Annotated in this window: 16 protein-coding genes, 21 tRNA genes, 3 rRNA genes and 1 riboswitch; of the genes, 7 read left to right on the top strand and 33 right to left on the bottom strand. The window is 46.3% G+C overall.

Annotated elements, in window-relative coordinates; translation table 11 throughout:
- The first annotated feature begins 159 nt into the window (after nt 1-159).
- Entirely contained in the window at nt 160-879 is a 720-nt protein-coding gene (locus ACQVGT_RS05565; protein WP_003229046.1) for a yteA family sporulation protein, read from the top strand.
- An 8-nt stretch (nt 880-887) separates the two neighbouring features.
- On the opposite strand, the gene ACQVGT_RS05560 is transcribed toward ACQVGT_RS05565, so the two are convergent.
- Nucleotides 888-1,706 carry a UTP--glucose-1-phosphate uridylyltransferase gene (locus ACQVGT_RS05560; protein WP_015384453.1) on the bottom strand — a complete coding sequence of 273 codons (819 nt, stop codon included), beginning with the start codon at nt 1,704-1,706 and terminating at the stop codon, nt 888-890.
- Nucleotides 1,707-1,877: 171 nt separating this feature from the next.
- Between ACQVGT_RS05560 and ACQVGT_RS05555 the strand changes: the two genes are divergently transcribed.
- From ACQVGT_RS05555 to ACQVGT_RS05545, 3 genes are read left to right on the top strand one after another with little or no spacing between them, the layout of a single operon-like run.
- Entirely contained in the window at nt 1,878-3,164 is a 1,287-nt protein-coding gene (locus ACQVGT_RS05555; protein WP_015483601.1) for a UDP-glucose dehydrogenase family protein, read from the top strand.
- The gene (locus ACQVGT_RS05550; protein ID WP_015384455.1) at nt 3,161-4,111 is read left to right on the top strand and encodes an NAD-dependent epimerase/dehydratase family protein; all 951 of its coding nucleotides are present in this window, start codon (nt 3,161-3,163) and stop codon (nt 4,109-4,111) included. The genes ACQVGT_RS05555 and ACQVGT_RS05550 overlap by 4 nt, the downstream gene beginning before the upstream one ends.
- 2 nt (nt 4,112-4,113) lie before the next feature.
- A complete protein-coding gene (locus ACQVGT_RS05545) occupies nt 4,114-5,337 on the top strand; it encodes a glycosyltransferase family 4 protein (RefSeq protein WP_015384456.1) in 1,224 nt (407 codons plus the stop codon).
- 73 nt (nt 5,338-5,410) lie between these two features.
- Here the strand turns inward: ACQVGT_RS05545 and ACQVGT_RS05540 are convergent, their stop codons facing one another.
- From ACQVGT_RS05540 to cotSA, 3 genes are read right to left on the bottom strand one after another with little or no spacing between them, the layout of a single operon-like run.
- Nucleotides 5,411-5,848, bottom strand: coding sequence for a hypothetical protein (locus ACQVGT_RS05540; RefSeq protein ID WP_015384457.1), 438 nt, complete (start codon nt 5,846-5,848; stop codon nt 5,411-5,413).
- 1 nt (nt 5,849) lies between these two features.
- Nucleotides 5,850-6,905 carry a spore coat putative kinase CotS gene (gene cotS, locus ACQVGT_RS05535; protein WP_015384458.1) on the bottom strand — a complete coding sequence of 352 codons (1,056 nt, stop codon included), beginning with the start codon at nt 6,903-6,905 and terminating at the stop codon, nt 5,850-5,852.
- A 14-nt stretch (nt 6,906-6,919) separates the two neighbouring features.
- Entirely contained in the window at nt 6,920-8,053 is a 1,134-nt protein-coding gene (gene cotSA / locus ACQVGT_RS05530) for a spore coat protein CotSA (protein ID WP_046340261.1), read from the bottom strand.
- Nucleotides 8,054-8,242: 189 nt separating this feature from the next.
- On the opposite strand from cotSA, the gene cotI reads away from it, so the two are divergent.
- Both cotI and ACQVGT_RS05520 read left to right on the top strand, forming a co-directional pair.
- Nucleotides 8,243-9,316 (top strand): spore coat kinase CotI, encoded by a 1,074-nt coding sequence (cotI, locus tag ACQVGT_RS05525; protein ID WP_080030688.1) that lies wholly within the window; start codon nt 8,243-8,245, stop codon nt 9,314-9,316.
- 79 nt (nt 9,317-9,395) lie between these two features.
- Nucleotides 9,396-9,863, top strand: a complete 468-nt coding sequence (locus tag ACQVGT_RS05520; protein WP_003229024.1) for a TspO/MBR family protein — start codon at nt 9,396-9,398, stop codon at nt 9,861-9,863.
- Nucleotides 9,864-9,893: 30 nt separating this feature from the next.
- On the opposite strand, the gene glgP is transcribed toward ACQVGT_RS05520, so the two are convergent.
- The 29 genes from glgP to ACQVGT_RS05375 all read right to left on the bottom strand — a co-directional run bounded on the left by glgP (nt 9,894) and on the right by ACQVGT_RS05375 (nt 24,798).
- Nucleotides 9,894-12,290 (bottom strand): glycogen phosphorylase GlgP, encoded by a 2,397-nt coding sequence (glgP, locus tag ACQVGT_RS05515; RefSeq protein WP_015483603.1) that lies wholly within the window; start codon nt 12,288-12,290, stop codon nt 9,894-9,896.
- Nucleotides 12,277-13,731, bottom strand: a complete 1,455-nt coding sequence (gene glgA, locus ACQVGT_RS05510) for a glycogen synthase GlgA (RefSeq protein WP_015483604.1) — start codon at nt 13,729-13,731, stop codon at nt 12,277-12,279. Before glgA ends, glgP begins: the two co-directional genes overlap by 14 nt.
- Nucleotides 13,728-14,759, bottom strand: coding sequence for a glucose-1-phosphate adenylyltransferase subunit GlgD (gene glgD, locus ACQVGT_RS05505; RefSeq protein WP_004398841.1), 1,032 nt, complete (start codon nt 14,757-14,759; stop codon nt 13,728-13,730). The genes glgA and glgD overlap by 4 nt, the downstream gene beginning before the upstream one ends.
- A gap of 23 nt (nt 14,760-14,782) precedes the next feature.
- Nucleotides 14,783-15,925, bottom strand: a complete 1,143-nt coding sequence (locus ACQVGT_RS05500) for a glucose-1-phosphate adenylyltransferase (RefSeq protein ID WP_003229018.1) — start codon at nt 15,923-15,925, stop codon at nt 14,783-14,785.
- The gene (gene glgB, locus ACQVGT_RS05495) at nt 15,922-17,805 is read right to left on the bottom strand and encodes a 1,4-alpha-glucan branching enzyme (RefSeq protein ID WP_015384463.1); all 1,884 of its coding nucleotides are present in this window, start codon (nt 17,803-17,805) and stop codon (nt 15,922-15,924) included. The genes ACQVGT_RS05500 and glgB overlap by 4 nt, the downstream gene beginning before the upstream one ends.
- A gap of 231 nt (nt 17,806-18,036) precedes the next feature.
- Nucleotides 18,037-18,108: transfer RNA gene (locus ACQVGT_RS05490), tRNA-Glu, on the bottom strand.
- A 25-nt stretch (nt 18,109-18,133) separates the two neighbouring features.
- A tRNA-Ser gene (locus ACQVGT_RS05485) sits at nt 18,134-18,224 on the bottom strand.
- Between the two features lie 3 nt (nt 18,225-18,227).
- Nucleotides 18,228-18,302: transfer RNA gene (locus ACQVGT_RS05480), tRNA-Asn, on the bottom strand.
- A gap of 12 nt (nt 18,303-18,314) precedes the next feature.
- Nucleotides 18,315-18,391 (bottom strand) — tRNA-Ile (locus ACQVGT_RS05475).
- 15 nt (nt 18,392-18,406) lie between these two features.
- Nucleotides 18,407-18,480, bottom strand: a tRNA-Gly gene (locus ACQVGT_RS05470).
- 10 nt (nt 18,481-18,490) lie between these two features.
- Nucleotides 18,491-18,566 (bottom strand) — tRNA-His (locus ACQVGT_RS05465).
- 17 nt (nt 18,567-18,583) lie between these two features.
- Nucleotides 18,584-18,659: transfer RNA gene (locus ACQVGT_RS05460), tRNA-Phe, on the bottom strand.
- Between the two features lie 12 nt (nt 18,660-18,671).
- A tRNA-Asp gene (locus tag ACQVGT_RS05455) sits at nt 18,672-18,748 on the bottom strand.
- Between the two features lie 11 nt (nt 18,749-18,759).
- A tRNA-Met gene (locus ACQVGT_RS05450) sits at nt 18,760-18,836 on the bottom strand.
- Nucleotides 18,837-18,853: 17 nt separating this feature from the next.
- Nucleotides 18,854-18,946 (bottom strand) — tRNA-Ser (locus ACQVGT_RS05445).
- Nucleotides 18,947-18,952: 6 nt separating this feature from the next.
- Nucleotides 18,953-19,029: transfer RNA gene (locus ACQVGT_RS05440), tRNA-Ile, on the bottom strand.
- A gap of 2 nt (nt 19,030-19,031) precedes the next feature.
- Nucleotides 19,032-19,108 (bottom strand) — tRNA-Met (locus ACQVGT_RS05435).
- A gap of 20 nt (nt 19,109-19,128) precedes the next feature.
- Nucleotides 19,129-19,201: transfer RNA gene (locus tag ACQVGT_RS05430), tRNA-Ala, on the bottom strand.
- Between the two features lie 5 nt (nt 19,202-19,206).
- Nucleotides 19,207-19,283 (bottom strand) — tRNA-Pro (locus ACQVGT_RS05425).
- A gap of 15 nt (nt 19,284-19,298) precedes the next feature.
- Nucleotides 19,299-19,375, bottom strand: a tRNA-Arg gene (locus ACQVGT_RS05420).
- A 9-nt stretch (nt 19,376-19,384) separates the two neighbouring features.
- Nucleotides 19,385-19,470, bottom strand: a tRNA-Leu gene (locus tag ACQVGT_RS05415).
- A 14-nt stretch (nt 19,471-19,484) separates the two neighbouring features.
- Nucleotides 19,485-19,559: transfer RNA gene (locus tag ACQVGT_RS05410), tRNA-Gly, on the bottom strand.
- A 5-nt stretch (nt 19,560-19,564) separates the two neighbouring features.
- A tRNA-Leu gene (locus ACQVGT_RS05405) sits at nt 19,565-19,651 on the bottom strand.
- 10 nt (nt 19,652-19,661) lie between these two features.
- A tRNA-Lys gene (locus ACQVGT_RS05400) sits at nt 19,662-19,737 on the bottom strand.
- A gap of 37 nt (nt 19,738-19,774) precedes the next feature.
- Nucleotides 19,775-19,850: transfer RNA gene (locus ACQVGT_RS05395), tRNA-Thr, on the bottom strand.
- Nucleotides 19,851-19,882: 32 nt separating this feature from the next.
- Nucleotides 19,883-19,958 (bottom strand) — tRNA-Val (locus ACQVGT_RS05390).
- A gap of 22 nt (nt 19,959-19,980) precedes the next feature.
- Nucleotides 19,981-20,096 (bottom strand): 5S ribosomal RNA (rrf, locus tag ACQVGT_RS05385).
- Nucleotides 20,097-20,150: 54 nt separating this feature from the next.
- Nucleotides 20,151-23,078: ribosomal RNA gene (locus ACQVGT_RS05380) — 23S ribosomal RNA — on the bottom strand.
- A 170-nt stretch (nt 23,079-23,248) separates the two neighbouring features.
- A 16S ribosomal RNA gene (locus ACQVGT_RS05375) occupies nt 23,249-24,798 on the bottom strand.
- Together the 16S, 23S and 5S rRNA genes with 21 tRNA genes alongside form the textbook arrangement of a ribosomal RNA operon.
- A 464-nt stretch (nt 24,799-25,262) precedes the next feature.
- A riboswitch (TPP riboswitch) is annotated at nt 25,263-25,364 on the top strand.
- A gap of 99 nt (nt 25,365-25,463) precedes the next feature.
- On the opposite strand from ACQVGT_RS05375, the gene thiT reads away from it, so the two are divergent.
- A complete protein-coding gene (gene thiT / locus ACQVGT_RS05370) occupies nt 25,464-26,042 on the top strand; it encodes an energy-coupled thiamine transporter ThiT (RefSeq protein ID WP_015483606.1) in 579 nt (192 codons plus the stop codon).
- Nucleotides 26,043-26,049: the final 7 nt, after the last annotated feature.

Here is a 26,049-nt window from a genome sequence, read left to right as displayed (position 1 = left end):
GAAACAAAGCTCAAATTTCTTTCTCCACTGATAGCAAAGGTTGTATCCGCTTACCATAAAAGGAAAACCTCCTATATTCCTCCACCCGCCATTTATGAAAGTTCTCAGGCGATCTGTTCATACTAAAGGTATGCATCACAGAGAAACGAGGCGATCACATTGCTTACGAAAGAACAGCTTCAGCATTTAAAAAATGAACTGGAACAAACGAAAAAAGATATCTTAAACCGTTTCAAAGACAATGACCATTTTCAGCTTAACTCAGCCTTTCCTTATGATTCGTGGGGTGAGCTTTCGGCATACGACAACCATCCCGGCGATCAGGCGACAGAACTTTACGAGCGTGAGAAAGACATCGCTCTCGATTTACATGAGCGAGAGCACCTTCGGGACATTGAGCATTCATTGAAGGCGATAGAAAACGGTACGTATGGCATTTGTGAAGTCAGCGGAAAGGAAATCCCTTTCGAACGACTTGAAGCGCTTCCGACTGCCACAACCCTCGCGGAGTATTCGTCACAGGACGTGGTTTCCAAAGACCGTCCGATTGAAGAAGAAACACCGTTCGGGCAATTTGAATTTGATGATGATGAAGAAATCAGAGCGCCATATGACAGTGAGGATTCCTATCAGGATGTCGAAAAATATGGTAACTCACAAACGCCGCAGGATATGGAAAACCCTCCGCTCAGCTATGATGATATGACGATGAATGCCGAAGAGAATATCGGCAATACGGAGTCTTACGAAAATTTCATCGCTACAGATATCACTGGAAAAGAAATTACCGTTTATCAAAGCAGAGCCCATGAGCGCTATGAAGAAGAACTTGACGAAGAGGGAATCATGACCACATTCGGCGATCTCCACGCTGATTGAACCCCCGATTATTGGGGGTTCTTTTCCATTTTCAGCATATCGTAAATCAGCTTCAGATAATCCTTTTGCAGGCCGATGTCATACCGCTCGCCCTCTAGCAATTTCCCGTATACAGTACATGCCCCGAGCGAAGCTTTTATCGCATCCGTTACCTGCACTTCTCCTCCGCTATCAGCTTCTAATGCCTCCAGCTCATTAAAAATATCAGGTGTGAAAATATAACGCCCTGCTGCGGCAAAATGAGACGGAGGGTTTTGTTTAGGCTTTTCCACAATATCCTGTATGCGATAAAGCCCTTTTTCAACAGGCTCCCCTTTTATCACCCCGTAATGATGTAAATCCTCCGTTTTTGTTTCTTTTAAGCCGATCACACTGGACTGATATTTCGTATACGCTTCAATCAGCTGTCCTAAAGCCGGCTGATTGGCGGAAAAAATCAGATCATCTGGCAAAACGACGGCAAAAGGCTCTTTGCCTGCAAATTGCTTTCCGAAAGAAATGGCGTCGCCAAGACCCTTTGCATAAGGCTGGCGCACATAGTGAATCCGTATATCCGGAATGGGATGCTCACTAAGCAAATGCAGTTTATTCTTAGAGGCCAAAAAAGCCTCAAGTGCCAAAGAGGAATCAAAATAGTCGACAATCAGATTTTTATGGCTCGATACAACCATCAAAATGTCCTCAATGCCTGACTCCTTTAATTCTTCAACAAGATAATGAATCACAGGCTTAGATCCTACCGGAAACATTTCTTTCGGAATCACCTTCGTCACCGGCAGATTTCTCGTGCCGAATCCGCCTGCAGGAATGATCGCTTTTTTTATCATGTTATTTTCCCCTCAGCTCATGTTTATTACATGATATTCCAAGAGCGCATCCCGATGTTTGTACATCTGAAATTAGGCGGGAGCAACTGGGCAGAAAGCGGAATCACGAACCAGCCCTTTTTTAATAGGATATTGATATATGACCAGTAATCTTGTAAAGGAGCTCAGGTGATGAAAATTTGTGTGGTTGGCGCCGGGTATGTCGGTTTAACCCTATCAGCGGCACTGGCATCCATCGGACATGACATGATATGCACAGACAAAGACGTCAAAAAAATCGGGCAGCTGAAAAAAGGAGTCATTCCCTTTTACGAGCCTGGGCTTTCAGATGTAATACTTCGTTGCGGCAATCTCTCGTTTTCTTCTGAAGTGAAATCGAGCATGGAGGAATGTCCCGTTATTTTTATCGCAGTCGGAACTCCGCCGCGTTCGGACGGATCAGCTGATACGAAAGCCCTGCAGTCCGTCATCGGTGATTTAAGCGAGGCGATCCGATCGTATAAAACCATTATTACGAAAAGCACTGTTCCGCCCGGGACTAATGAAAACATAGCAAAACTTCTGATTGCCTCCGGAGTGTCTAAAAACCTCTTTAATATCGTATCCAATCCGGAGTTTCTGCGGGAAGGCAATGCCTTATATGACATGCTGCATCCTGACAAAACAGTCATCGGTGTTCAGGAAGAAGATCACGTATCGGCAGCCATCGTCAAATCCATTTACAAACACATTGATACCCCTTTTATCGTTACAAGCTTAGCGGGAGCAGAGCTGATCAAATATGCCAACAATTTCTTTTTAGCGGCCAAAATTTCGTTCATTAACGAAATGGCCCGCATATGTGAAGCCTATCAATCAGATATCTCAGATATTTCCCGCGCTATCGGTCTAGACCCAAGGATCGGGGAGCACTTTTTGCAGGCAGGCATCGGATACGGAGGCTCTTGTTTTCCAAAGGATCTGCAGGCGCTGCAATTTGCTGCCCAGGAAAAAAACACGGAGACCTTCCTGCTCCGGGCCGTGCAGCACATTAATGACACCCAGCTCGGCCTGTATATCAAAAAAATACAGTCATTCTTCGAAACACTTCAAGGCAAGAAAGCGGCTGTACTCGGCATTTCCTTCAAACCGAATACCGATGACATCAGGAATTCTCAGGCTGTCAGACTGATGGAAAGGCTGGCGGAGCTGGGATGTGATGTTCATGCATATGATCCTGAAGCTGTACTTCCAGAACATTTGCGGCAACATGTAACTCAGCATTCTCAAGCTTTTGATGCGGTCGAAGAGAGTGACTTTTTATTTTTGGCGACAGAATGGCCTGAGTTTTTAGCGTTTGATTGGAAAAAGGCTGCAGATATCATGAAAGGGCGTCTTGTGATTGACGGGCGCAACGTACTGAAAAAAGAACTGATCGAGGCTTGCGGCCTGATCTGTACGGGAGTTGGCCGTCCATGAAAATACTCGTCACAGGAGCAGCGGGCTTTATCGGCTCCCACCTCTGCGAAGAATTACTAAAAGATAAGAAACATAACATTATCGGAATCGATGACTTTATCGGTCCTACTCCATTTTCCTTGAAACTAAAAAACCTTAAAAACCTGCTGCCGGAAAAGCGATTTACGTTCATAAAGGAAAATCTGCTGACAGCGGATCTTGCTCCCTTACTGGAAGGAGTGGACGTCATCTTTCATTTGGCGGCCATACCGGGTGTCCGCTCAAGCTGGGGCAATCATTTTCACCCATATGCCGCACATAATATCCAAGCGCTCCAAAGGCTCCTCGAGGCGTGCCGGGAACATTCTATTCAAACGTTCGTCTTTGCATCCACCTCTTCGGTCTATGGCGAAAAACAAGGAAAAGTCAGCGAAAACACGTCGCTTTCTCCTTTATCTCCGTACGGGGTAACAAAGCTTACGGGAGAAAAGCTTTGCCATGTGTATCAACAAAGCTTTGGCATTCCAATTGTGATTCTCCGTTTTTTTACCGTATACGGGCCAAGACAGCGGCCGGATATGGCTTTTCACCGGCTCATTAAGCAGCACCTTCAGCAAAAGCCGCTTACCATCTTCGGTGATGGGCAGCAGTCAAGAGATTTCACTTATATCGGCGACTGTGTCAAAGGCATCACCGCTGTTCTTGGGAAAACCCACCTTATTGGTGAAACAGTAAATATCGGCGGTGCTGAGCGTGCCTCAGTCTTAAAGGTTGTCTCCCTCATTGAGGATATTTCCGGTAGAAAAGCAACACTGCACTTTTCGGACAAAATAGCAGGGGAACCGAGCAACACGTGGGCGGATATTTCAAAAGCAAAGCAGCTCTTGCATTATGATCCCGCCACATCCTTAAAGGATGGCTTGACCAACGAAATCGCCTATTTATCGTCGCTGTATCAGGGGGAATAAAAATGAAGCTTGCCTTTATCTGTACAGAAAAGCTGCCGGCGCCCGCAGTACGCGGCGGCGCTATTCAAATGATGATTGACGGTGTCACGCCCTATTTCAGCAGCAGGTACGACCTGACCATTTTTTCAATAGAAGATCCATCGCTCCCAAAAAGAGAAACAAAAGACGGCGTACATTATATCCATCTGCCAAAAGAACATTACCGCGAGGCGGTAGCCGAAGAGCTGCGAGCCTCTTCCTTTGACCTCATTCATGTGTTCAATAGGCCTTTAAATGTCTCTTTATATAAAAAAGCCTCACCAAACAGCAAGATCGTTCTGAGCCTGCATAACGAAATGTTTTCTGAAAAAAAGATGACCTTCGCGCAAGGAAAAGAAGTACTCGACAATGTCTCCATGATCACAACTGTGAGCGAATTTATTAAACAAACCGTCATTGAACGTTTCCCTGAAGCCGAGGACATCACAAAAGTTGTGTATTCCGGCGTTGATTTAAACTCTTATCCGCCCGTCTGGACGATGAAAGGCTCGGCTGTCAGAAAAACATACCGGAAAAAATACGGTATTGAAGATAAAAAAGTTATTTTATTCGCCGGCCGCTTAAGCCCGACAAAAGGACCTCACCTTCTCATTCACAGCATGAGAAGGATTTTGCAGCAGCACCCTGATGCTGTACTGGTCATAGCAGGCGGGAAGTGGTTCAGCGATGACAGCGAAAACCATTATGTAACCTATCTGCGCACGCTGGCCCTGCCATACAGAGACCACATAATCTTTACAAAATTCATTCCCGCAGACGACATCCCAAACCTATTTCTGATGGCAGATGTATTTGTGTGCAGCTCTCAGTGGAACGAACCCCTCGCCCGTGTGAATTATGAAGCAATGGCGGCCGGCACGCCCTTAATTACCACAAACCGGGGCGGAAACGGAGAAGTCGTAAAAGACGAAGTCACCGGTCTTGTCATCGACAGATACAACAAACCTTCTTCATTTGCAAAAGCAATTGACAGAGCCTTTACAGATCAAGAATTAATGAACAAAATGACAAAAAACGCCCGAAAGCATGTAGAAGCTTTATTTACCTTTACCCATGCGGCCAAAAGGCTCAATACTGTTTACCAATCCGTTCTGACCCCGAAAAACAAACAATTTCCGCCGCCTTTTCTGACGCAAAATTTTGATTTATCATCTATCAATCAGCTTTTTGTGAAAGCAAAAACATAAAACCTACAGCTCGTGTTGCAAAACGGGCTGTTTTTTTGCTGCAGAAAACATAAAAAAAGGCATAAATGTGACTTTATGCCTTGCGCTTTACGGTTTGAGAAAACCATGGAGCTGGTTTAGATTCACTTGGAAGAATGATGATTTCCACTTTAGCTTCTTCCGCTAAGTCTGGTTCTTCATCTTCATCTTCATCCTCTTCTTCATATGGGGGCACTGAGCGTTTCGAATCATGCTCCTCCTCAGGCTCTAGAGTGGTTTCGAATTTTGTTTCTTCTTCATCATCGACGATTTTGTGATCTGTTTCCTTTTCCATCGTTTCTTCTTGATATTCTTTCGGTGCATTGATGTGAGGGAGCTCTCGAATGCTGCCCACATCTAAATGCTTCTCCTCTTCTTCCTTCTCAGCTGAGATTGAGTCATGAGCCTGCCATCCCATTGGTCCAGGCGGTGTAAATACGAATTGGTCGAGATCCAGTTTAGAAATAGAGGCTTTTTGTCTCGATGACCTCATGTCAATTCGCCTCCCGATACGCTTTTATCTTTTTATACAGTTCCGGCAGTTTATCCAAAAACGAATCTTTAGATTCTTCAACAGAAATCATGTTTTGCAGCGCCCAGTTATACTTCTCATCTGACCACGTTTTCTTTTGCTTCAAATAATATTTGTGCCCGATTGCACAAAACAAATGCGGAAACGCGAGATCAATCCAAAGTACCTCGTACTGTTTTTCTGTGAGCGGATACACTGCGTCGTAGGACGCGAGCAGTGCAACCATGAAATCAGTATCCCATACAGAAAGCTTAACCATCACTTTATTCAGCAGAATACGAAGGTCTCTTGACGGCAAATCGTAGGTAATCGAGTGAAGCTCCTTTAAAAAAGGCTCCCCTTCGATCTCTGTCAAACGTGCCAATGTAAAATCCTGAAAACAGAATCCGCCATGCTCGAGCGTTTCTTTTGTCCAGGTTTCGTATTCTGAGTCATCAAGCGCCTGAAGAGCTTCTTTTCCTCTTGCCAGCATTTTATCAGCATGTTTTAAGAAAGTTTGCGAAAATACGTCATCAGGATAGGATGCTGCGATCTGCATATTCCCCTCCAGTTCCTGCAGCTTCCAACGGTACAATTTGTGCCATTTTCCCAACCGGCTTCTCTTCTTGCTTTCATCTGTGCAAACATATCCTTTTGAGTCATGATGAAAATGACCGACAAACGACATGACTTTTTTCATTTGCTCTGCATCATAGTAAATCATTTCTTTTCCTGTCACTTTGTCATATAAGCTGTAAGAAACCTGATCCGTGCCCAAGCAGCTACCGCCATTTTTTGTTTGATGAATCGGTGCTATCGGCAGCCCTTTCTCTTGTAAATGGGCATGTGCCTGAGTGATAAAAAGCATCCGCTCCGGTTTCATTTGCGCTTCTTTTAGCAGCTTTGGGCCATGATCAGTTTGTATTTCCCAGATTTTGCGCCCGCTTTTGTTCGATTTCAGCGCCACATTGTCAATATGAAAAGGATAATAGCTGAGAATTTCGGACACAATCTGTTCTTCATGCTCTTTTTGGTACACTCTGTTCACCCCTTCTATCTGTTCTTTTCATAGACGCTGAGCAGATTTTCAGCCACCCTCTGCCAGCCAAAATTGCTTTCTGCCTCACGGCGGCTGTATTTCCCAAGCCGTTCCCGCTTTTCCGAGCTGCTCAGCAAATCATTGATATGTTCGGCATATTGTTTAGGATTTTCAAAGTCATGAATGATGTAGCCGTTTTTCCCTTCCTCTATGACCTCTGGATTGCCTCCCCGATTGCTTGTAATAATAGGAAGTCCCGCAGCCATCGCTTCATAATGCACCCTTGCTAAAGGCTCCTGCCATTGCGAAGAGCATACAAATACATCTGACATGGTATAAAGGCGCGGAATGTCCTTTGGCTTCACAAATTGAATAAATGTGACATGATCCTTTTGCATCGCACCAAGGGTATGAAGATGTTTGACATAGTTATTTAATTCATTATCTCCGAACCATTTTGACCCGATAAACACCATCATGACATCGGGGTGCTCCTCAATGATGTCCGGCAAAGCCTGCAATAATATGTGCGGGCCTTTGACTTTGCTAAGCCGGCCGACAAACAAGACGATTTTTTTGCCGTGAAGCCCCAGCTCGCTTCGCATCTCTTCGCGAGCCCGCTGCCCTTCATTCGTCCAGCGAGGGTGGTACGTTTTTAAATCCACACCGGAATACACCGTTTTTGTTTTTGATCGTGCTGACGGAAAACGGCTTGTGATCGTCTGTCCGATATAATCGCTGACCGTAACAATCTGCGCTACGGAGTCGATGCAAATCTCGCCTTCCGCCTGGCTGATTTTATCGTAAGCGAACATTTCATTGTGAACGCTTAAAATAAAAACAGCATCCGGCGTCTGTTTCTTCAATTTCGGAACCCAGCTTGGGCGATTACAAACATGCACAAGATCAAAACGGCTCTTTTTCAGCTCTGCTCCAACGGCTTCTTCATAACGGTCTTCATCCAAATGCACATAATGGACACCGTCTACCTTCTCTCTATCAGCGAGATTCGGATCTTTAATAGAAAACACAGTCACCTCATGTTTTTTGGCAATTAAAGGGGCAACCGCTTCGAGGTAGATTTGAATAGCGCCTCCTCGAACCGATGGGACAGGAAGCTTCTCTGTGGCGATCAGTGCTATTTTCATACATAGCCTCCATTCCTGCATGATTTTTAACTAGTTAGAATCATGATACGGCTGAACAACCAACTTGTGCGGAATGGGACTGCCCTAAAAACAAAACGGGTAAACAACCAGATTCATCTATTAAATATAGTCAAATAACTCAATCATTTTTTCCTTTTGATTCATAAGGTAGGAGTAAAACAGGTAAGGATGTGTCCTTTAATGGCAGAAAACCATGAAGTCATTGAGGAGGGGAATTCATCAGAGCTTCCTTTATCAGCAGAAGATGCAAAAAAATTAACGGAGCTGGCTGAAAATGTGCTTCAAGGATGGGATGTGCAGACTGAAAAAATAGACGTCATTCAGGGAAACCAGATGGCGCTTGTCTGGAAGGTCCACACAGACTCCGGCGCAGTTTGTCTAAAACGAATACACAGGCCAGAAAAGAAAGCGTTGTTTTCCATTTTCGCGCAGGACTATTTGGCAAAAAAAGGCATGAATGTTCCTGGCATACTCCCAAACAAAAAAGGCAGCCTATATTCCAAGCACGGCTCATTTCTATTTGTCGTATATGACTGGATCGAAGGAAGACCGTTTGAGCTGACTGTAAAGCAGGACTTGGAGTTTATCATGAAAGGCCTTGCTGATTTTCATACAGCGTCCGTCGGATATCAGCCGCCAAATGGCGTTCCCGTATTTACCAAATTAGGTCGCTGGCCGAACCACTATACGAAACGGTGCAAACAGATGGAAACGTGGAAGCTGATGGCGGAGGCGGAAAAAGAAGATCCTTTCTCACAGCTTTATCTTCAGGAGATAGATGGCTTTATTGAAGACGGGCTGCGCATCAAAGACCGGCTTTTGCAGTCGACCTATGTTCCATGGACTGAACAGCTGAAAAAAAGCCCTAACCTTTGCCACCAGGATTACGGAACCGGAAATACACTCTTAGGGGAAAATGAACAGATTTGGGTCATTGACTTAGATACCGTTTCATTTGATCTGCCTATTCGCGATTTGCGCAAAATGATTATTCCGCTTTTGGATACGACGGGCGTTTGGGATGAAGAAACATTTCATGTCATGCTGAACGCATACGAATCCAGAGCCCCATTAACTGAAGAACAAAAACAAGTCATGTTTATTGATATGCTGTTTCCTTACGAGCTTTACGATGTCATTCGCGAAAAATACGTCCGCAAGTCTGCTTTACCGAAGGAAGAATTAGAATCAGCTTTTGAATATGAACGCATTAAAGCAAACGCATTGCAGCAGCTTATTTAAGACCATCATTTCCCCCGCATATCGGGGGTTTGATCTTTATAAGATAAAGGGTAAATAAATACATGCGGAGGTTGCAAATATGAAAAAGATTGTCGGCGCTTTAGCCGTTTTTGTGATTACATATGCGCTGTTTTCAGCCGCAGGCTACCTGTTTCCTGTGGACCAAGAATGGTACAATTCATTGAAAAAACCGGACTGGACACCAAGCGGAACTGCGATCGGCATCATTTGGGCCATCCTGTTTGCCCTGATCTCCCTTTCAGCAGCCATTGTATATGCTGCGTTTTCATTTAAAGGTGCGAAAAGCTTTTGGTTTACACTTTTGATAAATTACGTGCTCAATCAAGCATTCAGCTATTTCCAGTTTACGCAAAAAAATCTGCTGGCTGCATCGCTTGACTGCCTGCTTGTCGCCATCACAGCAATCGTATTACTGATCATTGCCAAAAAATACAGCAGAGCCGCAAGCTATCTTCTTTTGCCTTATTTTTTATGGAGTGCATTTGCGACGTTCTTATCCTTTACAATCAATTCAATGAATCTGTGAACAAAAAAAGCCGCTTATACAGCGGCTTTTTCACATCATCGGCTTGATGCCCCAAATGTCCTTCGCATATTCCCGGATCGTGCGGTCGCTGGAGAAATATCCAGAATGAGCAATGTTTACAATCGAACGCTCAGACCATTTCCTTCGCTCTCGATAATCAGCTTGAATTCGCTCCTGCGCATCTGCATATGAGCTGAAATCCTTCAGCACAAAATACTCATCATTATGCGGAAGCAGCGAGTCAAAGATCGATTCGAATTCATCTGCTTCTCCTTCGAAAAAACCATTGATCAGCTGATCCGCTACCTGCCTGATTCTCCTGTCATGCTGATAATATTCCCTCGATCTATAGCCGCCGTTTTCCTGATACGATAGAACCTCATCCGCCTTTAAGCCGAACGTGTAAATACAGTCAGGGCCCACCCGCTCAAGGATCTCGATATTTGCGCCGTCATGCGTGCCGATCGTCAAAGCCCCGTTCATCATAAACTTCATATTCCCTGTACCAGACGCTTCCTTGCTTGCGGTTGAAATTTGCTCACTTACGTCTGATGCCGGAAAAATTCGCTCAGCCATAGAAACTCTATAATTTTCCAAAAAAACAACTTTGATCAGCTGTTTGACCGCTGGATCATAATTGACTTTTTCTGCGACAGAATGGATCAGCTTAATGATTTTCTTGGCATAATAATAGCTTGGTGAAGCCTTTGCCCCGAAAATAAAGGTTTGCGGGTAGATTGAAAACCCAGCGTCCTCCTTGAGGCGGTTATACAAATACATAATGTGAAGAACATTCAGCAGCTGCCGTTTATATGCATGGAGCCGTTTCACCTGTACATCAAATATGCTGTCAGGGTTCACAACCACCCCGGCCGTGCAAAAAATCAAATCGGCAAGCTCTTGTTTTTTCTTGCTTTTGTTGTTTTGAAACTGTTCAATAAATGTAGGATCAGAGGCGTACGGTTCTAAACGGATCAGTGATTCCGGCTGTTTGACCCATTCATCGCCGATCGCCTCTGTAATGATGGCAGACAAGCCTGGATTCGCTTTTAACAGCCAGCGCCTGTGGGCAATTCCATTCGTCTTATTGTTAAAACGATTCGGGAACAGCAAGTGAAAGTCGCGCATCTCCCTTTCCTTTAATATATCGGAATGAATTTTTGCAACGCCATTTACACTGTAGCTGCCTACTATGGCCAGATGAGCCATTTTGACAACACCATGCGCTGTAATCGCCATGTCCTCTATCCTTTTCCAGTCTCCCGGATACTTTTCCCAAACTGCACGGCAAAACCTCTCATTGATCTCTTCAATAATCATGTACATTCGCGGGAGCAGCGGCTTAAACAAATGAATCGGCCATTTCTCGAGCGCTTCTGACAATGTTGTATGATTTGTATAAGAAATCGTATGTACAGTGATATGCCAAGCTTCTTCCCAGCTCATGTTCTCTTCATCGAGCAAAATCCGCATCAGCTCGGGCACCGCAAGCGCAGGGTGAGTGTCATTAATATGAATGCTCACTTTTTTATGCAGGCCGGATAAGGATTTATGTGTTTTACGGTAATTGTTCACAATGCTTTTTAAGCTTGCGCATACTAAAAAATACTGCTGCTTCAACCGTAAAATTTTCCCCTCATCATGGGTGTCGTCGGGATATAAGAATTCAGAAACCGCTTCTGTTTCCCGCTTATAAGACAAAATATTACCGCCGTGATAATGCGCATAGGGCTCGGCGTTCCAAAGCCTTAACGTATTGACAGTGCCCGTTTCATAGCCGATGATCGGGATATCATAAGGAACAGCGGTAACGATTGTGGCTTGTTCGTGGCGAAAATGCAGGCGCCCGCTTTTTTCTGTCATATGGACTTCGCCCCAAAACGGCACGTCTACTGCTTGATCCGCATTCCTTACTTCCCATACGTTCCCGTTTTTCAGCCATTGCTCAGGCAGCTCCACCTGATGCCCGTCTACAATTTTTTGCTCAAACAAACCATGCTTATAGCGTATGCCCATCCCATGCCCAGGCAGGTTCAACGAAGCAAGAGAATCTAAAAAGCAAGCGGCCAAGCGGCCAAGCCCGCCGTTGCCGAGACCTGCATCGTTCTCTATCTGAAGGATTTCCTCTAAATTGATGCCGATTTCCTTTAAACCAGCTTCTACAACATCACGAACACCAAGATTCATTAAGTTTTGCTCAAGGAGCTGACCGAGCAGAAATTCGATTGATAAATAATATGTCTGCTTCCCGGAATTTGATCTGCTTTTTTCATTCGTTTCGATCCAATCAGCGCTGATATACTCTCTGACCATATTGCCCAACGTTTTATATTGATCCAGCTTGGCAGAATCTTTAAAGCTTTTTCCGCACGTCATTTCCAGACGCTTTAAAAATAAGTCTGCAAAGCGTTCTTTACTCGAGAACATCCCGTCCACTCCTTGTCACCTGCTCGAAAATACGCTGATACTCTTTAGCCGACTTCCTCCAGCTGTAATCTGCATTCATTGCGGTCTTCACGATGCTCTTCCATACATCCTGTTGGCGATAAAACGACAGCGCTCGTTCAATCGTAAATTTCAGATCATGCGCATTAAAGGCGGAAAACGTAAAGCCATTGCCCGTTCCCTCTTCCTCCTGATAGGCACGAACAGTGTCGTAAAGACCGCCCGTTTCCCTGACAATCGGAATGGCGCCATATTGAAGAGCAATGAGCTGCCCCAAACCGCACGGCTCAAATTTCGACGGCATCAAAAACATATCAGAGCCCGCATAAATTTGATGAGCTAGCGGCTCATCAAACCCGATATAAGCCCGGCACTTCTCATGAAAAGCAAATTCTGCATACCGGAAATAATCTTCAAATTCACGTTCTCCTGTGCCCAGCACAACCAGCTGTATGTCTTGCTCCTCAAGAAGTTCGTGCATAATTCTGCGGACAAGATCAAGCCCCTTTTGTTTAGTGAGCCTTGTCACCATACTGATCAGCGGAATATCGTTTTTCTCTGGAAGCCCCATCCGCCGCTGAAGCTTCGTTTTGTTTTCCAACTTGCATGCAAGATCCCCTGAATCGTATTGCGCCTCTATATAAGGATCGCTTTTCGGCTGATAGAACGTATCATCAATGCCATTTAATATGCCGGTTACATCATTTTCCCTATATTGCAAAACCTGTTCCAACTGCTCACCATAATACGGAGTCAATATTTCATTTCTGTAAGTGGGGCTCACAGTTGTCACATGATCAGCCGCAATGATGCCCGCCTTCATAAAATTAACAAATCCGTTGCATTCTAACCTTTCATAATGAAAATGATCCATCTCAAGACCCAGCAAGTCATGTGTGACATCAGGAGGGAATATGCCTTGAAACTGCAGGTTGTGGATCGTAAGCACGCTTTTCATCCGTTCATAAAAAGGATGTTTTCTGTACTCCTCTTTCAGCAAATAATTGACCATCGCTGTATGCCAATCGTGAGTATGAACAATATCGGCTGGAACATTCACAACTTTGGCAGCCTCCAGCACAGCTCTTGAAAAAAAGGCAAACCGCTCACCGTCATCATAATGCCCGTACAACGAATCCCTGTTGAAATAGTACTCATTGTCGATGAAGTAATAATTCACATCATCTTTGGCCATATGTTCAATTCCGCAATATTGCTGACGCCAGCCGACAGCTACCGTACACTCAGCCTTTTTTTTCATACGCTTTTTCCACGGTTCAGGTATTTGTCTGTACTTCGGCAGCATCACAGCTACTTCATTGCCTAATCGTGCAAGTGCCTTTGGCAGAGCACCTGCTACATCGGCAAGACCTCCTGATTTAACAAATGGGGTGCATTCTGACACAGCAAATAATATCTTCAAGAATTCATCAGCTCTCCTTGCACCAAACCTTTTCTTAATACAAGCGGCTGCTCAGCTGTTCCTGCAGCTTCCGTCGCCTTGCCGATTTTAACGTCCTTATCCGAAATGACCTGCTCAAGAAGACAATCCTCGCCAATCTGCGTTTTTTGCATAATAATACAGTTTTTCAGCTTCGTACCCTTTCCGACATGGACCGCCCTGAACAAAATGCAGTTTTCAACCTCTCCTTCAAGCACACAGCCGTTTGCCACCAAAGAATTTTTGACAGTGCTGTGCTTTCCGTATTTCGTAGGCGGCTCATCCTTCACTTTTGTATAGATCGGCTGCTGCGGCAAAAACACCTGCTGCCAAAAACGAGGCTGAATGAGCTCCATACTGTGGGTATAATATTTTTCCACCGAATCAATGACAGCGGCATAACCTGAATATTCATATGGGCAAATGGTCAGGGCGGAAGATTCCTTTTCAACAGCCTCCTGAATGGTTTTATAGCCTTTTTCGCTATGTCCGTAGATCAGATCCTTTAAAAGCGTTGTTGACATGATATAGATTTGCAGCGACTGGCCGTCCTGAAATACCTCGGTGACGTCGCAGCCAACCTCCTGATGGCGTTTCAGCACATATTGAAATTGAATGTTGCATACGGTATGGCTGTTGGAGATAACAGCATATTGCTGCGTGCTTCTGTGGAAGTAATCTAGATGGTCCGAAAACTGGCGAAAGGACCCGAATTCATCGTATTCGTGATGAAGATGGGGAGACGGGAAAAAAAAGAGGCCGTCCTTTTTCCGGTGCAAATCCCATTCCTTACCCGCTCCAAGGTGATCCATGAGCGAACGGTAACGATACTTCGGAAAAATTGCAACACTCCTAATATCCGCATTCACCATGTTGGAAAGCATAAAATCAATCAGACGGTACCTGCCGGCAAAAGGGATCGCCCCGAGCGACCGCTGTGCTGTTAAATCCTGAAGAGAATGCTTATATGTGGTTTCATCTATAACACCTAACATTTGATTATTGAACACTGACTCTGCCCCCTCTTCAGTAATTAAATCAATTCTTTTTCTACAAATTCCTCTGAAACGAGCAGCACCTCTTCAATGTCTTTTTCGGAGCGAATCACTGCGCCATCCGGCAGCACCATCCCATTAGGAACGATGGCATTTTCAATGACTACATGCTCCCCAATCGTCACATCCGGCATTATGACGGATGATGTAACAGTCGTATGCTTACCGACAGTCACACCTTGAAAAAGAACGGAGTGAGACACATTTCCATATACAACACAACCTTCGTTCACAAGCGAATCTTGAACCTGCGCATCAGATGAAATAAATTGCGGAGGCTGATTTGGATTGACGGAGTAAATTTTCCATTTGCGTTCAAACAGCTTCAGCTCCGAGTCCTCTTTTAACAAATCCATATTGGCTTCCCACAAGCTCTGCACCGTTCCGACATCCTTCCAATATCCCTTGAACGGATAAGCGGAAAGCTTCTTTTTCTCCTCCAAAAGCAGAGGAATAATGTCTTTGCCGAAGTCGTGGCTAGAATAAGGGTTTTGATCGTCCATCTCAAGATACTGTTTCAAAAGCGGCCAATTGAATATATAAATCCCCATTGAGGCAAGATTGCTCTTAGGGAATTTGGGCTTTTCATCAAAATGTGTGATCGTCCCATCTGGATTGGCCTTCATGATGCCGAACCGGCTTGCTTCCTCCCAGCCCACTTCGATGACAGAGATGGTCACATCTGCTTTCTTTTCAATGTGATAATCAAGCATTTTGCCGTAGTCCATTTTGTATATGTGGTCTCCTGACAAAATCAGTACATACTCAGGATCATACTGATTCAAATAATTGAGATTTTCATAAATGGCGCTTGCCGTCCCTTTATACCATTTGACTTCTGATGACTCGGCATAAGGGGGTAAAACCGTCACGCCGCCATTATATCTATCCAGGTCCCATGCACTGCCGATCCCAATATAGGAATTCAGCTCAAGCGGCTGATATTGCGTTAAAATCCCGACTGTGTCTATGCCTGAATTAGAACAGTTGCTTAGGGTAAAATCAATAATCCTGTATTTTCCCCCGAAAGATACAGCCGGTTTGGCCATATTTTTTGTTAATCCGCTGAGACGGCTGCCCTTCCCGCCGGCAAGGAGCATGGCTACACATTGTTTTTTCATCTTTTTATCTCTCCTCTTTTTTTAACCGCCCGTAAAATCGAGATGCCGTAAGGGGGGATGGTCATCGTGATATAACACGGTTTATGATGAAGTGCTCCCTTTTTAGCCGATAACGGCTTTTTGTTGATTTGTCCTGAGCCTCCATATGTTTCACTGTCACTGTTAAGCACTTCAATGTATTGAGTAAAAAAAGGAACTCCAACATCATATTGATGATAGACCACGGGTGTAAAATTACAAATGATGACAAGCGCCTCACCGTGCTTTTTGCCATAACGAATAAAAGAAAAGATTGATTGTTCGTCATTATGGACATCAATCCATTCAAACGATTGTGCACGATGGTCATGCTCATAAAGGATTTTGCTTTTTTGGTAAAAGCGGAGAAGATCTTGCGTAAAAACGCTGGCTTTCTGATGCATGGGGAAGGAGTCCAAAAACCAATCAAGCTGTTCTGTATCTTTCCATTCATCAAATTGGGCAAACTCTGATCCCATAAAGATCAATTTCTTTCCGGGATGCACTGTCATATAGCCCAGCAAAAGCCGATACTGGGCAAATTTCTGCCAGTAGTCGCCAGGCATTTTATTAAGAAGTGATTTTTTTCCGTATACGACTTCATCATGAGAAAACGGCAATACAAAATGCTCACTAAACGCATATAGTAATGAAAAAGAGATAAGCTGATGACAATGCCGCCTTTCTTCGGGCGGCGTCTCCATGTATTTCAGTACGTCATTCATCCATCCCATATTCCATTTATAATGAAAACCAAGCCCCCCTTCCTCAACGGCACCTGTCACTTGAGGCCATTCTGTAGAATCTTCCGCAATCATCATCACATGGGGATATGCCTCTCTCATGGTTTGATTGAGTTTTTTTAAAAAATCAACAGCATATGGATTCGTGTGGCGTTCATCCTGATTTGGCCAATACAAGATATTAGCCACTGCATCAACCCTAAATCCATCTATATGATAGAATTCCGCCCAGTACAACGCATTCGAAATTAAAAAACTATGAACTTCCGGTTTTCCCAGGTCAAAGTTTGCCGTGCCCCATAACCAGTTCTCCCGATCACGTTCTTCTTTGTATTCATAAAGCGGTTCTCCATCAAACATATAGAGTCCATGTGCATCTTTACAAAAATGTCCGGGGACCCAATCCAAAATGACTCCGATATTTTGTTGATGACATTCATCAACAAACTTCATCAGATCATGCGGCGTGCCAAACCTGCTTGTCGGGCTGTAATACCCCGTTCCTTGGTACCCCCATGAACGATCATATGGATGCTCATACACCGGAAGCAGTTCAATATGGGTAAACCCATGCTCCTTGATATAAGGGATAAGCGTCTGACTTAATTCTTTATAGGAATAATGCCTGCCATCAGAATGCTTCTTCCAAGATCCAAGATGCAGTTCATAAATGAAAACAGGTTTTTCATACAGCGTCTTAGCCTTCTGTTTTTTTTGCCATTTTTGATCTTGCCAGCTGTACCCTTCCAAATCGTAAGTAAGTGACGCTGTGTTTGGTCTGACTTCTGAATAAATAGCGTATGGATCTGCCTTCAGCCTGATCTCACCGTTATTCGTCACGATTTCATATTTATATCGTTCCTTTTCTCCTATACCTGGAATAAATAACGTCCAAATGCCATTATCATTCACTCTGTGCATCACATGCTCTTCTCCAGACCAGCTGTTAAAATCTCCAGCCACTCGTACTTCCAACGCATGAGGCGCCCACACACAGAATTCATATCCGCTTTTGCCATTCAGCTCGCGGTAATGCGAGCCAAACAGCTGATAGCTTTTAAACAGACTGCCTTCGTGAAAAAGATAAACATCATGTGCTGTCGGGCTGGCAGCGGCCATGTAATCATCCTTTCTGACATCATAGTTTTCATTTATAGTATTTATTCGAAGAAATAAAAAAAAGCCCTTTCCTGAAAGCGCTTATACTTATAGACAATTAACTTCATTTTCTGAAGAAAAACGAAATATATGGAGATTTTTGTAGTCTGTTTTTAAAATAAAGAACAAAATCTAAGACATATCATGATTTATAAAACAAAAAAACCTTGCAGGATATGCAAGGCTTCTGGATGACCCGTACGGGATTCGAACCCGTGTTACCGCCGTGAAAGGGCGGTGTCTTAACCGCTTGACCAACGGGCCGATAATTATTATATCTGTAATCATATGGCGGAGAAGGAGGGATTTGAACCCTCGCGCCGCTTACACGACCTACACCCTTAGCAGGGGCGCCTCTTCAGCCACTTGAGTACTTCTCCATTTGGCTCCACAGGCAGGATTCGAACCTGCGACCGATCGGTTAACAGCCGATAGCTCTACCACTGAGCTACTGTGGAATACAAAAGTCATGGTGGGCCTGAATGGACTCGAACCATCGACCTCACGCTTATCAGGCGTGCGCTCTAACCAGCTGAGCTACAGGCCCATGACGATATAGAAATGGAGCGGGTGATGGGAATCGAACCCACGACATCAGCTTGGAAGGCTGAGGTTTTACCACTAAACTACACCCGCAATTTTTATTTGGGGCGATTGATGGGAATCGAACCCACGAATGCCAGAGCCACAATCTGGTGCGTTAACCACTTCGCCACAACCGCCAAAATATAATGATAAATGGTGGCTCGGGACGGAATCGAACCGCCGACACACGGATTTTCAGTCCGTTGCTCTACCAACTGAGCTACCGAGCCTAAGTATTTAAATGGCGGTCCGGACGGGACTCGAACCCGCGACCTCCTGCGTGACAGGCAGGCATTCTAACCAACTGAACTACCGGACCATTTTAAAATTTGGTTGCGGGGGCAGGATTTGAACCTGCGACCTTCGGGTTATGAGCCCGACGAGCTACCGAACTGCTCCACCCCGCGATGATTAGGAATATGTATGGCGGAGGAAGAGGGATTCGAACCCCCGCGGGCTTTGACACCCCTGTCGGTTTTCAAGACCGATCCCTTCAGCCAGACTTGGGTATTCCTCCGTATAGTGGTGGACCTTGTAGGACTCGAACCTACGACCGGACGGTTATGAGCCGTCTGCTCTAACCAACTGAGCTAAAGGTCCATTGGTAGCGGCGGAGGGGATCGAACCCCCGACCTCACGGGTATGAACCGTACGCTCTAGCCAGCTGAGCTACACCGCCAAATATTTTTTGAAACCAAGTGGAGCCTAGCGGGATCGAACCGCTGACCTCCTGCGTGCAAAGCAGGCGCTCTCCCAGCTGAGCTAAGGCCCCAAGAATGGTCGGGAAGACAGGATTCGAACCTGCGACCCCATGGTCCCAAACCATGTGCTCTACCAAGCTGAGCTACTTCCCGATTTCATATAGATCATGGCGCGCCCGAGAGGAGTCGAACCCCTAACCTTTTGATCCGTAGTCAAACGCTCTATCCAATTGAGCTACGGGCGCAAAACTTAATGCCGAGGGCCGGACTTGAACCGGCACGGTAGTCACCTACCGCAGGATTTTAAGTCCTGTGTGTCTGCCAATTCCACCACCCCGGCGTGGATGGTATAGTTGGAGCGGAAGACGGGATTCGAACCCGCGACCCCCACCTTGGCAAGGTGGTGTTCTACCACTGAACTACTTCCGCAGAAATGGTGCGGATGAAGGGACTTGAACCCCCACGTCTGTAAAGACACTAGAGCCTGATTCTAGCGCGTCTGCCAATTCCGCCACATCCGCAACATGTAAATGGTGAGCCATGAAGGACTCGAACCTTCGACCCTCTGATTAAAAGTCAGATGCTCTACCAACTGAGCTAATGGCTCTTCTTACAAGAGACTTGAATATTATATCATATAAAAGTGGTGCCGGCAAGAGGACTTGAACCCCCAACCTACTGATTACAAGTCAGTTGCTCTACCAATTGAGCTACACCGGCATATATGTAAAACCGATATGTATAATGAAAAATGGTGGAGGATGACGGGCTCGAACCGCCGACCCTCTGCTTGTAAGGCAGATGCTCTCCCAGCTGAGCTAATCCTCCATAATTGCACTAACGTGCAATTGCTTGGCGGCGTCCTACTCTCACAGGGGGAAACCCCCGACTACCATCGACGCTGAAGAGCTTAACTTCCGTGTTCGGCATGGGAACGGGTGTGACCTCTTCGCTATCGCCACCAAACAAATTGAGAGTGTTCTCTCAAAACTAGATAACAGGTGTGACATCATTCAAAATGTGGTTAAGTCCTCGATCGATTAGTATCTGTCAGCTCCATGTGTCGCCACACTTCCACCTCAGACCTATCAACCTGATCATCTTTCAGGGATCTTACTTCCTTGCGGAATGGGAAATCTCATCTTGAGGGGGGCTTCATGCTTAGATGCTTTCAGCACTTATCCCGTCCGCACATAGCTACCCAGCGATGCCCTTGGCAGAACAACTGGTACACCAGCGGTGCGTCCATCCCGGTCCTCTCGTACTAAGGACAGCTCCTCTCAAATTTCCTGCGCCCACGACGGATAGGGACCGAACTGTCTCACGACGTTCTGAACCCAGCTCGCGTACCGCTTTAATGGGCGAACAGCCCAACCCTTGGGACCGACTACAGCCCCAGGATGCGATGAGCCGACATCGAGGTGCCAAACCTCCCCGTCGATGTGGACTCTTGGGGGAGATAAGCCTGTTATCCCCGGGGTAGCTTTTATCCGTTGAGCGATGGCCCTTCCATGCGGAACCACCGGATCACTAAGCCCGACTTTCGTCCCTGCTCGACTTGTAGGTCTCGCAGTCAAGCTCCCTTGTGCCTTTACACTCTGCGAATGATTTCCAACCATTCTGAGGGAACCTTTGGGCGCCTCCGTTACCTTTTAGGAGGCGACCGCCCCAGTCAAACTGCCCACCTGACACTGTCTCCCCGCCCGATAAGGGCGGCGGGTTAGAAGGTCAATACAGCCAGGGTAGTATCCCACCGATGCCTCCACCGAAGCTGGCGCTCCGGTTTCCAAGGCTCCTACCTATCCTGTACAAGCTGTACCAACATTCAATATCAGGCTGCAGTAAAGCTCCACGGGGTCTTTCCGTCCTGTCGCGGGTAACCTGCATCTTCACAGGTACTATAATTTCACCGAGTCTCTCGTTGAGACAGTGCCCAGATCGTTGCGCCTTTCGTGCGGGTCGGAACTTACCCGACAAGGAATTTCGCTACCTTAGGACCGTTATAGTTACGGCCGCCGTTTACTGGGGCTTCAATTCGCACCTTCGCTTACGCTAAGCGCTCCTCTTAACCTTCCAGCACCGGGCAGGCGTCAGCCCCTATACTTCGCCTTACGGCTTCGCAGAGACCTGTGTTTTTGCTAAACAGTCGCCTGGGCCTATTCACTGCGGCTCTCTCGGGCTTGCACCCTAACAGAGCACCCCTTCTCCCGAAGTTACGGGGTCATTTTGCCGAGTTCCTTAACGAGAGTTCTCTCGATCACCTTAGGATTCTCTCCTCGCCTACCTGTGTCGGTTTGCGGTACGGGCACCTCTCACCTCGCTAGAGGCTTTTCTTGGCAGTGTGGAATCAGGAACTTCGCTACTATATTTCGCTCGCCATCACAGCTCAGCCTTATGGGAAACGGATTTGCCTATTTCCCAGCCTAACTGCTTGGACGCGGATATCCAATACCGCGCTTACCCTATCCTCCTGCGTCCCCCCATTGCTCAAATGGTGAGGAGGTGGTACAGGAATATCAACCTGTTGTCCATCGCCTACGCCTTTCGGCCTCGGCTTAGGTCCCGACTAACCCTGAGCGGACGAGCCTTCCTCAGGAAACCTTAGGCATTCGGTGGAGGGGATTCTCACCCCTCTTTCGCTACTCATACCGGCATTCTCACTTCTAAGCGCTCCACCAGTCCTTCCGGTCTGGCTTCACAGCCCTTAGAACGCTCTCCTACCACTGTTCGAAGAACAGTCCGCAGCTTCGGTGATACGTTTAGCCCCGGTACATTTTCGGCGCAGAGTCACTCGACCAGTGAGCTATTACGCACTCTTTAAATGGTGGCTGCTTCTAAGCCAACATCCTGGTTGTCTAAGCAACTCCACATCCTTTTCCACTTAACGTATACTTTGGGACCTTAGCTGGCGGTCTGGGCTGTTTCCCTTTCGACTACGGATCTTATCACTCGCAGTCTGACTCCCAAGGATAAGTCATTGGCATTCGGAGTTTGACTGAATTCGGTAACCCGGTAGGGGCCCCTAGTCCAATCAGTGCTCTACCTCCAAGACTCTTACCTTGAGGCTAGCCCTAAAGCTATTTCGGAGAGAACCAGCTATCTCCAGGTTCGATTGGCATTTCACCCCTACCCACACCTCATCCCCGCACTTTTCAACGTGCGTGGGTTCGGGCCTCCATTCAGTGTTACCTGAACTTCACCCTGGACATGGGTAGATCACCTGGTTTCGGGTCTACGACCACGTACTCATGCGCCCTATTCAGACTCGCTTTCGCTGCGGCTCCGCATCTTCTGCTTAACCTTGCACGGGATCGTAACTCGCCGGTTCATTCTACAAAAGGCACGCCATCACCCGTTAACGGGCTCTGACTACTTGTAGGCACACGGTTTCAGGATCTCTTTCACTCCCCTTCCGGGGTGCTTTTCACCTTTCCCTCACGGTACTGGTTCACTATCGGTCACTAGGGAGTATTTAGCCTTGGGAGATGGTCCTCCCGGATTCCGACGGAATTTCACGTGTTCCGCCGTACTCAGGATCCACTCAGGAGAGAACGAAGTTTTGACTACAGGGCTGTTACCTCCTATGGCGGGCCTTTCCAGACCTCTTCATCTACCTCGTTCTTTTGTAACTCCGTACAGAGTGTCCTACAACCCCAAGAGGCAAGCCTCTTGGTTTGGGCTGATCCCGTTTCGCTCGCCGCTACTCAGGGAATCGCATTTGCTTTCTCTTCCTCCGGGTACTTAGATGTTTCAGTTCCCCGGGTCTGCCTTCTCATATCCTATGAATTCAGATATGGATACCACTCCATTACGAGTGGTGGGTTTCCCCATTCGGAAATCTCCGGATCAAAGCTTGCTTACAGCTCCCCGAAGCATATCGGTGTTCGTCCCGTCCTTCATCGGCTCCTAGTGCCAAGGCATCCACCGTGCGCCCTTTCTAACTTAACCGTTAAAAAGAATCACTATGTGATATCTTGTATTACTAATTGAATGTGATGTCTACTGTTATCTAGTTTTCAAAGAACACGTTTCGAAGGAATGAGCCTTCAAAACTAAACAAGACAGGGAACGTTCTGTTTATAAGACCCAAGGTCTTATATTCCGTATAATATCCTTAGAAAGGAGGTGATCCAGCCGCACCTTCCGATACGGCTACCTTGTTACGACTTCACCCCAATCATCTGTCCCACCTTCGGCGGCTGGCTCCTAAAAGGTTACCTCACCGACTTCGGGTGTTACAAACTCTCGTGGTGTGACGGGCGGTGTGTACAAGGCCCGGGAACGTATTCACCGCGGCATGCTGATCCGCGATTACTAGCGATTCCAGCTTCACGCAGTCGAGTTGCAGACTGCGATCCGAACTGAGAACAGATTTGTGGGATTGGCTTAACCTCGCGGTTTCGCTGCCCTTTGTTCTGTCCATTGTAGCACGTGTGTAGCCCAGGTCATAAGGGGCATGATGATTTGACGTCATCCCCACCTTCCTCCGGTTTGTCACCGGCAGTCACCTTAGAGTGCCCAACTGAATGCTGGCAACTAAGATCAAGGGTTGCGCTCGTTGCGGGACTTAACCCAACATCTCACGACACGAGCTGACGACAACCATGCACCACCTGTCACTCTGCCCCCGAAGGGGACGTCCTATCTCTAGGATTGTCAGAGGATGTCAAGACCTGGTAAGGTTCTTCGCGTTGCTTCGAATTAAACCACATGCTCCACCGCTTGTGCGGGCCCCCGTCAATTCCTTTGAGTTTCAGTCTTGCGACCGTACTCCCCAGGCGGAGTGCTTAATGCGTTAGCTGCAGCACTAAGGGGCGGAAACCCCCTAACACTTAGCACTCATCGTTTACGGCGTGGACTACCAGGGTATCTAATCCTGTTCGCTCCCCACGCTTTCGCTCCTCAGCGTCAGTTACAGACCAGAGAGTCGCCTTCGCCACTGGTGTTCCTCCACATCTCTACGCATTTCACCGCTACACGTGGAATTCCACTCTCCTCTTCTGCACTCAAGTTCCCCAGTTTCCAATGACCCTCCCCGGTTGAGCCGGGGGCTTTCACATCAGACTTAAGAAACCGCCTGCGAGCCCTTTACGCCCAATAATTCCGGACAACGCTTGCCACCTACGTATTACCGCGGCTGCTGGCACGTAGTTAGCCGTGGCTTTCTGGTTAGGTACCGTCAAGGTGCCGCCCTATTCGAACGGTACTTGTTCTTCCCTAACAACAGAGCTTTACGATCCGAAAACCTTCATCACTCACGCGGCGTTGCTCCGTCAGACTTTCGTCCATTGCGGAAGATTCCCTACTGCTGCCTCCCGTAGGAGTCTGGGCCGTGTCTCAGTCCCAGTGTGGCCGATCACCCTCTCAGGTCGGCTACGCATCGTCGCCTTGGTGAGCCGTTACCTCACCAACTAGCTAATGCGCCGCGGGTCCATCTGTAAGTGGTAGCCGAAGCCACCTTTTATGTTTGAACCATGCGGTTCAAACAACCATCCGGTATTAGCCCCGGTTTCCCGGAGTTATCCCAGTCTTACAGGCAGGTTACCCACGTGTTACTCACCCGTCCGCCGCTAACATCAGGGAGCAAGCTCCCATCTGTCCGCTCGACTTGCATGTATTAGGCACGCCGCCAGCGTTCGTCCTGAGCCAGGATCAAACTCTCCGATAAATGGATCACAGGTTAAGTTCACCGCATCCTGCGGTGACACCTGTGTGACCTGCGTCGTGCAGGCCCTAGTTTGACTGACTACGCACATCGCTGTGCGATTTATAAAAATGAATTAACAGGTACGTTTTGTCTTGTTTAGTTTTCAAAGATCATTTCGTCACTTCTCAATGAAGCATCTTTACCAATATAACATTCAGCTTCTTTTTTGTCAACAACTTTTTTCAAGTTGTTTTGAAGCATCTAGTTTGTGTCCGCTGTGCATCAGCGACGTTTAATAATATAACACCTGTATTTATTTATTGCAATAGTTTTTTTAAAAAATCTATAAAACAAATAAACTATAATCCTCGCCATGATTTCTAAAGCGTGTGTATCATATAACTTTCTTAAAAGAACATATACATCAGTCATGTGATCTTGTTGTTTTTTTCGTTTTCTTGTATAGTAGAAACGAACTAAATACTGATGACCACAAGGGGAGCATTAAAGCTGAGAGTGAGCGGTTTCGTTCTGACCCTTTGAACCTGTTAGTTAACGCTGGCGTAGGGATGTGGCAAAGTCAAATGAATTGCAGATCGTAAAGCAGTGCGTGGAACTTTTCTCATCCTTCCGCGTGCTGCTTTTTTGTTGTCCTTTTGGTTGTCTGTCAATGGAAGGAGATAGATATGAATCAATCTAAGCAACTGGTTCGCCTTATTGAAATTGCCATTATGACAGCGGCAGCCGTTATTTTAGACATTGTCTCAGGAATGTTTCTTAGCATGCCTCAAGGAGGCTCGGTCTCCATCATGATGATTCCGATCTTTTTAATTTCGTTTCGCTGGGGTGTCAAAGCAGGTCTTACTACAGGTTTGTTGACAGGTCTAGTACAAATAGCAATCGGAAACTTGTTTGCTCAACATCCTGTACAGCTATTGTTAGATTACATTGTCGCTTTCGCAGCAATCGGCATAAGCGGCTGTTTCGCTTCTTCTGTCCGTAAAGCCGCTGTATCAAAAACAAAAGGGAAATTGATTGTTTCAGTGGTCAGCGCAGTTTTTATCGGCAGTTTGCTGCGCTATGCCGCGCATGTCATTTCAGGAGCTGTGTTTTTCGGCAGCTTTGCTCCAAAAGGAACACCGGTATGGCTTTATTCTTTAACTTATAATGCGACTTACATGGTTCCTTCATTCATTATTTGTGCAATTGTCCTATGTTTATTATTTATGACAGCACCCCGTTTGCTTAAAAGTGACAAAGCGTAAAAATAAC

The sequence above is a fragment of the Bacillus sp. SCT118 genome (genome assembly GCF_058566435.1).
This window is presented reverse-complemented; position numbering and strand designations above follow the sequence as displayed.